General features: G+C 59.2%; 12 protein-coding genes. 8 read left to right on the plus strand and 4 right to left on the minus strand.

Features of this window, described 5'->3' with window-relative positions:
* Positions 1-817 (plus strand): response regulator (locus M0974_RS10040; RefSeq protein WP_297835831.1); only part of this gene is annotated, 817 nt, incomplete at its 5' end.
* Positions 818-875: 58 nt separating this feature from the next.
* Here M0974_RS10040 and M0974_RS10045 read toward each other — a convergent pair.
* Positions 876-1,733 (minus strand): LysR substrate-binding domain-containing protein, encoded by an 858-nt coding sequence (locus tag M0974_RS10045; RefSeq protein ID WP_297835833.1) that lies wholly within the window; start codon positions 1,731-1,733, stop codon positions 876-878.
* A gap of 111 nt (positions 1,734-1,844) precedes the next feature.
* Here M0974_RS10045 and M0974_RS10050 point away from each other — a divergent pair, with 111 nt between their 5' ends.
* From M0974_RS10050 to M0974_RS10080, 7 genes are all read left to right on the plus strand, one after another.
* Positions 1,845-3,101 (plus strand): gamma-glutamyl-gamma-aminobutyrate hydrolase family protein, encoded by a 1,257-nt coding sequence (locus M0974_RS10050; protein ID WP_297835834.1) that lies wholly within the window; start codon positions 1,845-1,847, stop codon positions 3,099-3,101.
* 191 nt (positions 3,102-3,292) lie between these two features.
* On the plus strand, positions 3,293-4,117 hold the full coding sequence (locus M0974_RS10055) for an ABC transporter substrate-binding protein (RefSeq protein WP_297835836.1): 825 nt from the start codon (positions 3,293-3,295) through the stop codon (positions 4,115-4,117).
* 69 nt (positions 4,118-4,186) lie between these two features.
* Complete coding sequence (locus M0974_RS10060) at positions 4,187-4,912, plus strand: amino acid ABC transporter permease (RefSeq protein WP_297835838.1); 726 nt, start codon at positions 4,187-4,189, stop codon at positions 4,910-4,912.
* Positions 4,913-4,940: 28 nt separating this feature from the next.
* Positions 4,941-5,699 (plus strand): amino acid ABC transporter ATP-binding protein, encoded by a 759-nt coding sequence (locus tag M0974_RS10065; RefSeq protein WP_297835839.1) that lies wholly within the window; start codon positions 4,941-4,943, stop codon positions 5,697-5,699.
* Between the two features lie 10 nt (positions 5,700-5,709).
* On the plus strand, positions 5,710-6,879 hold the full coding sequence (locus tag M0974_RS10070) for a M20 family metallopeptidase (RefSeq protein WP_297835841.1): 1,170 nt from the start codon (positions 5,710-5,712) through the stop codon (positions 6,877-6,879).
* On the plus strand, positions 6,876-7,973 hold the full coding sequence (locus M0974_RS10075) for a mandelate racemase/muconate lactonizing enzyme family protein (protein ID WP_297835843.1): 1,098 nt from the start codon (positions 6,876-6,878) through the stop codon (positions 7,971-7,973). Before M0974_RS10070 ends, M0974_RS10075 begins: the two co-directional genes overlap by 4 nt.
* Entirely contained in the window at positions 7,973-9,148 is a 1,176-nt protein-coding gene (locus M0974_RS10080) for a Xaa-Pro peptidase family protein (RefSeq protein WP_297835845.1), read from the plus strand. The genes M0974_RS10075 and M0974_RS10080 overlap by 1 nt, the downstream gene beginning before the upstream one ends.
* A 50-nt stretch (positions 9,149-9,198) precedes the next feature.
* On the opposite strand, the gene M0974_RS10085 is transcribed toward M0974_RS10080, so the two are convergent.
* The 3 genes from M0974_RS10085 to M0974_RS10095 all read right to left on the minus strand — a co-directional run.
* The gene (locus tag M0974_RS10085) at positions 9,199-10,404 is read right to left on the minus strand and encodes a pyridoxal phosphate-dependent aminotransferase (protein WP_297835847.1); all 1,206 of its coding nucleotides are present in this window, start codon (positions 10,402-10,404) and stop codon (positions 9,199-9,201) included.
* Between the two features lie 107 nt (positions 10,405-10,511).
* Positions 10,512-11,297, minus strand: coding sequence for an SDR family oxidoreductase (locus M0974_RS10090; protein ID WP_297835849.1), 786 nt, complete (start codon positions 11,295-11,297; stop codon positions 10,512-10,514).
* A gap of 39 nt (positions 11,298-11,336) precedes the next feature.
* Positions 11,337-11,899 (minus strand): GntR family transcriptional regulator (locus M0974_RS10095; RefSeq protein WP_297835851.1); only part of this gene is annotated, 563 nt, incomplete at its 5' end.

Here is an 11,899-nt window from a genome sequence, read left to right on the forward strand (position 1 = left end):
AGATGTATCGGGCCAGACCGCACTTGACGTGGCTGCCGCGGGATGTGCGCAACTGAACAAGCCGGCCAAATTCAAGGAACTGATCCAGCTTGTGCACTCAATGTTTGCCCAGCTAGAGAGCGAGCACACGCCGCTGTGTGAAGGCCCGCCCACCACTTCGGTGATTTATGTAGTGGACAACGATAGGGTGATGCGCGACACGGTAAGGCATATCCTTCGGGCCGAAGGTTACCAAGTGTGTGATTTCGCCACATGCGAGGCTTTTCTGCTGGCCTACTCCCCTCAAGAGTGTGCCTGCTTGCTTCTCGACGCCCAGCTGCCTGGCATGAACGGCATAGACATGCTGCGCGGGCTTCGGCAACAGGGCGACCAAGTGCCCATCATAATCACCAGCGGCAGCAGTGACATTGCGATTGCCGTAGAAGCGATGAAAGCCGGCGCATGGGACTTTATCGAGAAGCCCTGTAACCGCAACGAGATGCTTGACAGCATAAATCGCGCCTTGGGGCGCTCACAGCAGAACCACAGGATCCTCGCCGGGCGCCAAGGGGCCATCGATTACATTGCTACCTTGACCGCGCGTCAGCGCCAAATCATGGACATGGTGCTGGCCGGTCACCCTAGCAAGAACATTGCTGTAGACCTGGGTATAAGCCAACGAACCGTGGAAAACCATCGGGCCTCCATTATGACCCGAACACATTCGCGATCCATACCGGCCTTGGCCCGCCTGGCGCTTGCCGCCAGCCTGCAAAGTGTCGAGGGTTTTGTAATGGATACGCTATGTGAGCCAGCAGACAGGCGGTGTAACCCGTAACCCAAAGCAAAGTCACCAAGGAATCAATAGCACAACGGTACAAGCGTCTAAATCCTCTCTACCGCTTGGCCAACGCCTGCAGTAACACCTCCAACATCCGCGGCCTGTCTGTATGGGCCAGGGTGACCAGGACGATTTCGCGATCATAGCCCTCACCCACTGGCGTGATATTGAAATCCTGGGCCAGACGTTCAAGCCCCGACCACAGCGGCACAAGGCTTGCGCCAACACCGTCGGCGACCAGCATCGCAATCGCCTCGAGTCCGTCCAGGTTGAACAGCGGCGTCAGCGCGAGGGCGTTATCGCTGAGGTAGCGGTCGGCGTGCCGTCCGCCCCATGAACTCGGTTCGTAGCAGATATAAGGATGGGTACGCAGAACCTCGGCGATGCCATCAGACGGTAATGCTTTGGAAGCCAGTACCAGCTTTTCCGCATGCAGCGGCGCCATACGGAACATCTTCGGCAGTTCAAACGGCGGCGCCACAATTATCGCCGCGTCGAGTTCGCCGCTCTGCAGCGCCAGGTACAACGAGCGGGAGGTGCCCGGCAGGATCGAGGGTTTTATACCGGGGGCCAGGCGGCTCATCTCTAGCAGTGCACTGGGCAGCATTCCTGTCAGCATGGTGGAAATTGCGCCAACACGCAGTGAGCCAGTCAGCCCGCTCAAGTCGGCATCACCGGCCAGTAATGATACCTCTCTGACGATGTGGCGAGCCCGTGGCAGCAGTGCCATACACGCTTCAGTGGCTTTGGCCGAATGCCCCACACGCGACAACAGAGCAAACCCCAATAGGCGTTCCAGCACCTGGATACGCTGGCTGACCGCGGCCGCCGTTATGCCTTCGGTTCGCGCGGCGTCGGCAATGGACCCACAATCGATCACCGCCAACAGGCTTTTCAGGTATCGCGTATCCATAAGAAATGCTTTCGATTGAAACAAAAAAAACATGCTATCTCTATCGATGAGAAAGAGACAGTCTTGATCCACTGCAATGTTGCGATTACCCGTTATCAGATGGATCCATTAATGACACTCACGCTGGTCAGCCATTCACCCTGCTCTGCCGCTCTATTTGGCGCGCTGGCGGCCACCGTCGCGCAGGCGGAGGGTGCAGTGCTGATGCACCTGCCTGCCGATTTCCAACCTGAGCATGGGGCAGACAGCGTGCAAATGGTCGCTGCCCGAGGCGCTCTTGTCCCGAGCGGACTGCTTTGGTACGAAAGGCTTACCGGGCGTGAGGTGTTGCCTGCCAGCACTGTCGAGCAGATCGTTGACGCCGCGCGTGCGTTTGCCGTCGTGGTGCCGTGGCATGGCAAATTTCAAGTCCAATCGTTGCACGAGACGCTGATTGAGCAGGCAAGCGCCGCAGGCGTGTCGATTCGTCATCTGCTGGGTCGGCACCAGGATGGCGAATGGTATCTGGAGGATCAGCATGGCCTGCCAACCGAACATGGTCGATGGTGCCGCGACGCATTTGGGCGCTGGGTCAACACCGCTTTAGTCTCCCGGCCAAGCGCCGCCAGGTCCCCCCTCGTTATTGCATTATTGGGTACCCAGGCTGACCAGTTGGACGTCTACCCTGCCACTCTGGCGGCCCTCGGCGACGCAGCGGATGCCGCCAACATCGACCTGCACATACGCTTCGTTTCGCCAGTGCAACTTGACCTGACCTTGCTTGACTCAGTCGACGGAATTGTCCTGCCGGGCGGTTCAGACATGGGCAACGTGTCGGGCCAGATCGCCGCCGCCAGGTATGCGCTGGCGGCGAATGTCCCTACAGTCGGTCTTTGCCTGGGCATGCAATCGATGACCACGGCAATCGCACAAACCTTGCCGGGGCTAGAACAGGCAAACATGGCCGAAGCAGCGCCCGATACGCCGATCCAAAGCTTCATACTCATGACGGGGACGCCAGGACTGCCGACGCATCGATTGGGCACCCAAGCCCTGAACTTCAGGCCGTCGTCGCTGGGTGACAGGCTCCCGCATCACCCGACGATACGTTGCAACCACCGATTCATGCTCAACCCCGACATCACTCGGACACTGATCAACGCCGGTCTGAAAATCACCGCAACTGACGCCAGCGGCCACATCGCCGACGCAATTGATTGGCCGCAACACGCCTTTTACCAAGGCATGCAAGGCCACCCGGAACTCGGTTCCAGCGCTGGAAAACCGCACCCACTGATCGAAGATTTTTTACGCGCCGTACAGGCATCGGCATCTCGAAAAACCAAGGGTTTCTCTACCGCCGACACATTGCATCAAATAAATCACTAAAACATGGAACGCATATTGCTCCGGTTCTTTGGAGCCCGATTGGGCGCCACCCCTCCTGCTTAATACGCCGAAAGTCAAATCCGCTGCACCATTTCAGAGCGGCATGCCCCGTAAGGGCCCATTTCAGCTTTTGGTTTATTTGCACTACTTGATACAACTAGTGCAATAAATTTACAGTTTTGGAGATTCACATGACCACACCGCCCCTCTTTAGCCTGCGGTTCATCACCCTGGTATCCGCGCTGCTCGCAACGCCACTTGTCTACGCAGCTACTAAAACTGCGCCGCCTGTGATTACCGCCGGCCAACTCACCTACGGCACTGCGGCGACGTTTTCGCCGTTTGAGTTTCAAGCCAACGGAAAACTGACTGGATTCGACATCGATCTGATCGAAGCCCTCGGCAAAAAACTTGCGCTGCAACCGACCGCCATGAACATGGAGTTTCAGGGGCTAATCCCGGCCCTTCAGGGCAAACGCGTGGACCTGATCAACTCGGCCATGTACATGAATGCGGCCCGGGCGGCCCAGGTCGATTTCGTCCCTTACCTGCGCATTGGCAATCAGGTCGTGGTGACTCAGGACAACCCGGCGAAGATCACTGGCCGGGACAACTCGCTGTGCGGCAAGACCGTTGCCGTGACCCTGGGCGCCATTGAAGAAACCTACGCGCGGCAGGACGACCAGCGCTGCCGTGACGCAGGCTTGCAGCCGGTGAAAGTACAAACCCTGCCGACTGCACAGGCATCGGCTTTGAGCCTGCGCCAAGGCCGCGCCGATGCAATTTTCGATTCCACGCCCGGTGTGGTGCAGATGCTGCGCGAGGTCCCTGACGTCTTTAAAACCGTTGGCCCTGAGTTCGAATCCGAGACCCAGATCGGCATGGCCGTGACCAAGGGCAACACGGCGATGAGCGCTGCATTGCAGGGTGCGCTCAAAGAACTGGTGGCGGACGGCACCTACAAACAGATCATCGAAAAATGGAAATTCCCTGAGACGGTTTCACTGTTCGACTGACGCCTAATCACCGAGAAGCCGCGGCGCTGCGCATGTTCAGCGCCCGGCCACGTCACTTGAGGACGCAGCATGTCGTTTGAACTGGTTGTGCAATATCTGTTATCCCCGGCGTTCTTCCATGGCGCCGTCACCACCTTGCTTATCACGCTCTACTCGCTGTTTTTCGGCGTCTGCGTCGGTGTTGTCCTCGCCCTTCTACAAGACAGCGAGACACGCTTGGGGCGCACGTTGGCGTTGATTTATCTGTGGCTGTTCCGGGGTACGCCGGTGCTGTTTCAGATCATCTTCATCTACAACGTTCTGCCCACCTTCGGCATTCGTCTGTCAGCGATGGTCAGTGCAGTGTTGGCGTTATCGCTGAATGAAGGCGCCTACATGGCGGAGATCATTCGTTCGGGCATGCAGGCCGTGAAAAAAGGCCAGCGCACCGCTGCCCTGGCCCTGGGCATGAAGCCCTTTGCGGTGTTGCGTTATGTGGTGATTCCGCAAGCTACGCGGATGATTCTGCCGCCAATCGGTAACCAGATGGTCGGCATGCTCAAGCTCAGCGCGCTGGTCTCGGTGGTTGCCGTCGAGGAGTTGATGCTGGTGGCTAACCAGACCGCAAGCTCGAACTTTCGCTACTTCGAAGCCCTCACTGCCGCCGGTATTTATTACCTGATCCTGACCACCATTTTCATGGGTGTTCAAGCCCTGATCGAACGCAAGCTCGATCCGAAAAAACGCCGCAAAGGTCCGCGCACTAGCCTGACTGAACGCATGCTCGGCACATCACGCGGCGCCACCGTTCGCTAGGGCCACTGTTTGCCAGGAGCAATCACACATGCAAAAACATCTCTCGGCCAATGACAAACCGCTGCTGGAACTCATCGGCATCGACAAGAGCTACGGCCCGTTCAAGGTTCTCAAGAATTGCTCGCTGAATGTGCGCACCGGGGAAACCGTGGTGATCATCGGGCCTTCCGGGTCCGGCAAGTCGACCCTACTGCGCTGTGTCAATCAACTGGAGCCCGCGGATGGCGGCGACCTGTTTTTTGAAGGTCGGCGCATCGATTACGACAAGCACCACGTGCACCTGCTGCGCCGCGATATCGGCATGGTGTTTCAGAACTTCGAGCTTTTCTCGCACTTGTCCGTGGTGGAAAACATCATGCTCGCGCCGATGAAAGTGCTCGGCATGAGCCGCGCCGACGCGCATGACATCGCCGTTGAGCTGCTCAGCAAAGTGCGCATACCAGAAAAGGCCGACGCCTACCCGGACGAAATTTCCGGCGGTCAGCAGCAGCGTGTTGCCATCGCCCGCTCGCTGGCCATGAAACCCAAAGTCATGCTCTACGACGAGCCAACCTCGGCGCTGGACCCGGAGATGATCCGCGAAGTAGTCGATGTGATGGCCGAGCTTTCCAGCGAGGGCATGACCAGCCTGGTGGTGACCCATGAGATGGGTTTCGCCCGTCGCGCGGCAGACCGCATCGTCTTCATGGAAAGCGGCGAGATCATCGAAAACGCCAGCAATGCCGATTTCTTTGGCGGTGCGGTCAATTCCCGTACTCGCCATTTTCTTGATCAGATCCTGCACTGAGATCCCCGCAATGAATCAGCAACCCGATTTTGCCCGCATGAAACGCGACCTCGCCGCACTGGTCGCGATCAATACCGAAAACCCGCCGGGTCACGAACTCGAAGCCGCACGCTATCTGCAAGTGCTGCTGGAGGCAGAGGGCTTTGACCTATCGCTGTCGGAGTACAAACCCGGCCGCGTCAACGTTATTGCACGCTACGCCAATGGCCCAGGCCCGACGTTTGCGTTCAATACGCACATTGACACTGTGCCTGCTGGTGAGGGCTGGAGCACCGACCCGTTCGTGCTGCACGAGGCCGATGGCAAGTTGTATGGGCGCGGCAGTTGTGACGCCAAAGGCCCGATGGTGGCGATGATCGAGGCCACGCGCATGTTGATCGCCTGCCGCGAACAGTGGTCCGGAACGCTGATGGCGGTGTTTACCGCTGATGAGGAAATAGCCAGCGAAGGCGCAAAACACTATGTCGCCAACCAGCCGCCGCACATCGACTTCGCAGTGATTGGCGAGCCCACGTCGAACTCAGCCTTCACCGCACACAAGGGCAGCCTCAGGCCGTTGGTACGGGTGCATGGCGTGACCGCGCATTCCGGCACACCGCATTTGGGCGAAAATGCGATTTACCGCGCGGGCCAATTGCTGGGGCTGATCGAGCAACACCATGAGCACTCGGTGAAATGCCACTGCCACGCGCTGGTCGGCGAAGCCAGCCTGACCGTCACCCGAATCAATGGCGGCCATGCTGACAACGTACTTCCCGGCGCCTGCGACTTGCTGCTGGACCGGCGCATGGTGCCCGGCGAAAACGAAGACGAGGTCAAGGCGGAAATCGATCAACTACTAGCGTTGGCGAACGAGCGCTTTGGCGTGCGCGCTGAAGTGCTCAAGTACATCCCGACCACAGGCGGCGCAACAGAAACCGCGCTGGCCGAGCCCATCGTTCAAGCCAGCCTGGCAGCGTGCCGCGAGCATAATCATGGCAACGCCGGGCCGTTCGGCTTCCAGGGCGGCTGCGACCTAGTGCACTTCCGCAGCCTCGGCACCACCGGTACCGTCATTGGTCCGGGCACACTGGTGGTTGCCCACAAACCCGACGAGTTCGTACCCATCGACGAATTTATCGCGGCCAGTTTGATTTACCGTGACATCGCCCTGCAGATGCTGCCACTGGAGCGGGCATGAGTCTCAAAGCCTCGTTGCGCCGTGCCGATCTGCACTACGGCAATGGCGTGCAACTGCACACGGCGGCTTCCGGCAGTGTCGGCGAACTTCAGGCGTTGTATTTGTGCCTGGACGACGGTCAACATCAGGCCGTCGGTGAGGTGCGAATCAACATCGCCTACCTCAACGGTTTCACGCCTGACGAGGTGATCGCGCAGGCGTTGCAGGCACTCTCGGCGCTGCCTTGGCAGCAGGACCCTGAGCAGTTGCTGGCAGAGATGCCGCAATGGGCAGCCACGCTGAGCATGCCGGTACGCACGCTGATTGACTGTGCCCTGCATGATTTGCTCGCACGCCGTGCTGGTCTGCCGTTGGCGCAATGGTTGGGCGCCCCTGCCGCAGACATTCGTTATGCCAGCAACCAGACGCTGTTCTGGTCGCCGTTTGAGGTCTTCCTTGCGCAAGCCGAGGCCTATGTGAAGCGAGGTTTTCGAGACCTCAAAGTGCGCATCGCCGTTAGCAGCTTCGACGAGGATCTGACGCGCTTGCAGGCATTGCGCGAGCGTTTTGGCAGCGACATAAAGATCGCGGTGGACGCCAACGGTCAGTGGTTGCAGCAACACGCTTTGAAAAACCTCGATGCACTGTCCCGTTTCGATCTGGCCTACGTCGAGCAACCCATTGCCGCCGGTAACTGGAACGCCATGGAGCGACTTGCTGAGCAAAGCCCGCTGCCATTGATGATCGATGAAGGCCTGGCGGGCAGCGAAGATGTGGACCGACTTTGCGCGTTGGGTGGCAAGCTCTGGGCACACCTCAAGCTGGTGAAAATCGGCGGCATCGGCCCCTGTTTATCAGCCGTTGGGAAACTGACAGACGCTGGCGTCACCTGCATGATCGGCCAGATGAACGAAGGCGCAGCCGCCTCCGCCGCAGCGCTGCACGTGGCCTGCGTAAGCAATCCGCGCTTAGCCGAGCTGTACGGCGCCGATGGTTTGTGTGACGACCCGGCAAGCCCCCTTCACTACCAGGATGGCCATGCACAGATGCCCCCGGGACTTGGACTCGGCATCACCCTTAATCTCGACAAAACTCAACTGATTCGGAGTTTCTGATGAACCTAGCGCCCCCCGTCAATGTACGCCAAGGCAGCGAGTCGGCATTCACTGCAACCGAATATGCCGAACGCGTTCGCCGCACCAAAGCCAATCTGGTTCAGGCAGGCATCGACGTGATGATCGTCACCGGACCGGAAAATATCTTCTATCTGACCGGCCAACAAACCCCCGGCTACTACACCTTTCAAGCGTTGGTCCTGCCGGTGGACGGCGAGCCGATGTTTGTGATTCGTCAGCTGGAATACTTCAACTTCATCGCGAACACCTTCATCAACGATGCATCGGTGTATCTGGATGGCGACGATCCGGTGAGCTTTCTGGTAGCCGCCATCGAGCAAAAGGGCTGGAGCAATCGGCGCATCGCCATCGATAAACGCGGCTGGTTCCTGCCAATCGCAGTCTACGAAGCGCTGCAAGCCAAGCTGGGCAGCATTCATGACGCAGCCGGCGTGGTGGAGAAACTGCGGGCAGTGAAATCTCCCGCCGAAGTGCAGAAACTCGAATTCGCGGCGCGCTACGTCGACGCCGGAATGCGTGCAGGCATGCAGGCCGTTCGCGAAGGCGCCAGTGAGAATGATCTGGTAGCGGCGATGCTGCAGGCCTCGATTGCCGCAGGCTCCGAATACATGGGCATGGAGCCGCTGGTGTCCAGTGGGCCACGCACCGGGATCCCGCACGGCACCTGGCGCCGACGCAAACTGCAAGCCGGGGAACCGGCATTTCTGGAAATGGCCGCCAGCCACGATCGCTATCACGCCGCATTGATGCGCTGTGCGTGGCTCGGCAAGCCGCCGTCGATTGCGGTGGAAATGGAAAAGGTCTGCCAGGAAGCCCTGCAAGCAGCATTGGACGCCCTGCGTCCGGGAGAGCCGTGCGAGGCCTCGCACAACGCGTGTCAGGCGGTCATTGATCGCGCGGGTTTTACCGATGCTTTCAAGAAACGTACGGGTTACTCGGTGGGAATCTCGTTCGCGCCTGACTGGGGCGAAGGCTCGATTCTAAGCCTGTACAGCGGGGTAAAAACTGAGTTGCAACCCGGCATGAGTTTCCACATTCCACCGGCCTTGCGCATCTACGGCGAATTCACCGTGGGCGTGAGCGAGACGGTGGTGATCACCGAAACCGGTTATCGCGTCCTGGGCACCCTGGAACGTCCGTTACTACAGATCTGACCCGCGACAAAGCGTCGCTACGGTGGCGAACCATCGTACCGACGACTCATTCAGCCCAATTGGCCACACGCCACTTCGATCCGCTGACAGGCTTCGTCCAGCACGCGATCATCCACCGCATAGGCAATACGCAGGTAACCCGGCGCGCCAAATGCCGAGCCATGCACCGTGCCGACCTTGGCCGCGTCGAGCAAGTAGCTGGCGAAGTCAAAGTCATTGGCAATGACCTTACCGTCAGGTGTTTGTTTGCCATACATGCCCTGACAATTCACAAACAGATAAAACGCCCCTTCTGGCATTGCGCAGGTCAGCCCCGCGACACGCTCGATGCTGACCAGCACCCGATCCCGACGCCCAGCAAGCTGATCGATCCAGTCATTGATGAATCCGGTTCCGCCATCCAGAGCCGCAATAGCCGCCGCTTGGGAAATCGAGCTTGGGTTTGATGTGCTCTGCGACTGCAGAACCTGCAACGCATCGACCAGCCATTTCGGCCCACCTGCATAACCAATCCGCCAGCCAGTCATCGAGAAGGCTTTGGACAGGCCGTTGACCGTCAACGTGCGCGGCAACAAACGCGGCTCGACCTGTGCGGGAGTGAAAAAAGGCTGACCGAAACGAGTGTGCTCGTAGATGTCGTCGGCCAGCACAAGCACATGCTCGTGGCGCAGCAGCACGTCAGTCAGCGCCCTGATTTCAGCTTCGCTGTACAACGCGCCGGTCGGGTTGTTAGGCGAATTAAGCAGCACCCAGCGAGTACGCTCGGTGATCGCCGCCTCAAGCGCCGCAGGCTGCAGTTTCCAGCCGTCGGCTTCAAGGCATTGGACAATTCTGGTTTCGCCTTCGGCCAGCGATACCATGTCCGGGTAGGACACCCAATACGGTGCGGCGACGATCACCTCATCGCCCGGATTCACCGTGGCCATCAGTGCATTAAAGATCAATTGCTTGGCGCCCGCGCCCGCGATGACCTCTGCCGCGCTGTAGTTCAGGCCGTTCTCGCGATCGAACTTGTCGATAATCGCCTGCTTGAGACGTGCGCTGCCGGGTACTGCGGTGTACTTGGTTTCACCGGCATTGATCGCATCGATACCGGCCTGAGCGATGTGTGCGGGTGTAGGGAAATCCAGCTCGCCCTCGCCCAAATTGATCACCGAATGCCCTGCCGCCGTCAACGCGCGGACCTTGTCGGAGATTTCTGCTGTCGGCGACGGCCGAACACGGCGCATTCGCTGAGCCAGCTGCGGTGTGAACATTTCGTGTTCTCTCTCTTTAAATGCATAGGTTGATACAAATAGATCAACTTAAGTCATGGCAAATCGCCAGCGCATCAGCGCGGGGCGATTCAATCGGTACGGGGTGTTTAAATGCCGCGAATCAGGCCGCCATCGACCCGCAAACTGGTGCCAGTGATATAGCTCGCCCTGGCGCTGGCAAGAAAGGTCACAGCATCGGCGAATTCGGCGGGATCGCCATAACGGCCGATAGGAATGGTGTTGCGCGAGGCCTTGGCGACCGCTTCGGCGGTGGAGCCGCTGCGTTTGGCAGCCGCTTCGTCCAGTTCGCCAACGCGCGCGGTGGCGATACGACCAGGAATGACCGAGTTGACGGTGACGCCCTCTGCTGCGACCTCGCCAGCCAGGGTCTTGGCCCAACCGATGATGCTGGCGCGCAGCGTATTCGAGATCCCGAGATTGGGAATGGGCTGTACAACGCCGGAGGACACGACGTTGATTACCCTGCCCCAGCCGCGCTCGCGCATGCCAGGAAGAACCTTGGCGGTGACTTCAAACAGCGCGCTGACCATGCTGTCGAATGCGTTCTGCCACTGCTCGGTGCCAACTGTGCAAACCGAGCCCGGCGCCGGGCCGCCACCGTTATTGATGAGGATGTCGTAGCCGCGACCGTCGGCCAACAGACCGTCCAGAGCGGCACGGCGCTGAGCCGGGTCTGCCAAGTCCAGCATCAGGTAATCGGCTTCGGCGCCTGCGGTGGTTAATTTCCCGACAGCATTGACGAGTACTTTACGACTGCGGCCGCATAACGTGATCGCAACGCCTTCGGCAGCCAGTGCCTGGGCAATCGCCAAACCCAGACCACGACTGGAGCCAAGCACCAGCGCACGTTTACCTTGCAAACCTAAATCCATGAATTCCTCTCTCTATGTAATAGGCCGCTCCGTACGGAGCTAACCGGGAATCGGGACCGCCGCTACCTTGCGTGGTTCGCGAGGTTTTGCCGCGGTTTTGCGCACCAGTTTTTTACCTGGCTGCGCCGCGTCATCAGCGTGCGTCAGGTGTTTGCGCATCAAATCGCTGGCCTCGACGTACTGCCCGCCGGCCACCGCGTCGATGATCGCCAAGTGTTCGGTACACCAGTCACGCACGCGGCGGCGGTTGGCGTAGCCGGCAAATTCCAGCAGCTTGCGCAGCCGGTTCTGTTGCTGGATGGCCTGGATCACGAAGGTGTTGCCACCGAACTCAGCGAACATCTCGTGAAACTGGGCATCGGTTTCGAACAATTGCGCGTTGCTGACTGCCGCAGAATCCGAATGGCTGGCCAGATACAAATGTTGCAGTCGCGACCGTTCAAGCGCTGCGGCGTTGGGCCTGAACTGCGGCTGCAGAAAGTTGGCAGGCTCGACCATCAGGCGAAACCGGTAACCACTGCGTAGCGCCTCGTCGTTGTCCAGCGTCGGCAAGAAGCTCCAGCCGTGCCCTTTGTTGCGAATCAGCAAACCGTCCTCGGCCA

Source organism: Pseudomonas sp. (assembly GCF_026224925.1).
Lineage (GTDB): Bacteria > Pseudomonadota > Gammaproteobacteria > Pseudomonadales > Pseudomonadaceae > Aquipseudomonas.

Bases quoted from the DNA above. Each gene is read 5' to 3' on its own strand.
- M0974_RS10070 (WP_297835841.1), top strand. From the start codon at position 5,710: ATGAATCAGCAACCCGATTTTGCCCGCATGAAACGCGACCTCGCCGCA.
- M0974_RS10090 (WP_297835849.1), bottom strand. From the start codon at position 11,297: ATGGATTTAGGTTTGCAAGGTAAACGTGCGCTGGTGCTTGGCTCCAGT.
- M0974_RS10045 (WP_297835833.1), bottom strand. From the start codon at position 1,733: ATGGATACGCGATACCTGAAAAGCCTGTTGGCGGTGATCGATTGTGGG.
- M0974_RS10065 (WP_297835839.1), top strand. From the start codon at position 4,941: ATGCAAAAACATCTCTCGGCCAATGACAAACCGCTGCTGGAACTCATC.
- M0974_RS10080 (WP_297835845.1), top strand. From the start codon at position 7,973: ATGAACCTAGCGCCCCCCGTCAATGTACGCCAAGGCAGCGAGTCGGCA.
- M0974_RS10060 (WP_297835838.1), top strand. From the start codon at position 4,187: ATGTCGTTTGAACTGGTTGTGCAATATCTGTTATCCCCGGCGTTCTTC.
- M0974_RS10050 (WP_297835834.1), top strand. From the start codon at position 1,845: ATGACACTCACGCTGGTCAGCCATTCACCCTGCTCTGCCGCTCTATTT.
- M0974_RS10075 (WP_297835843.1), top strand. From the start codon at position 6,876: ATGAGTCTCAAAGCCTCGTTGCGCCGTGCCGATCTGCACTACGGCAAT.
- M0974_RS10085 (WP_297835847.1), bottom strand. From the start codon at position 10,404: ATGTTCACACCGCAGCTGGCTCAGCGAATGCGCCGTGTTCGGCCGTCG.
- M0974_RS10055 (WP_297835836.1), top strand. From the start codon at position 3,293: ATGACCACACCGCCCCTCTTTAGCCTGCGGTTCATCACCCTGGTATCC.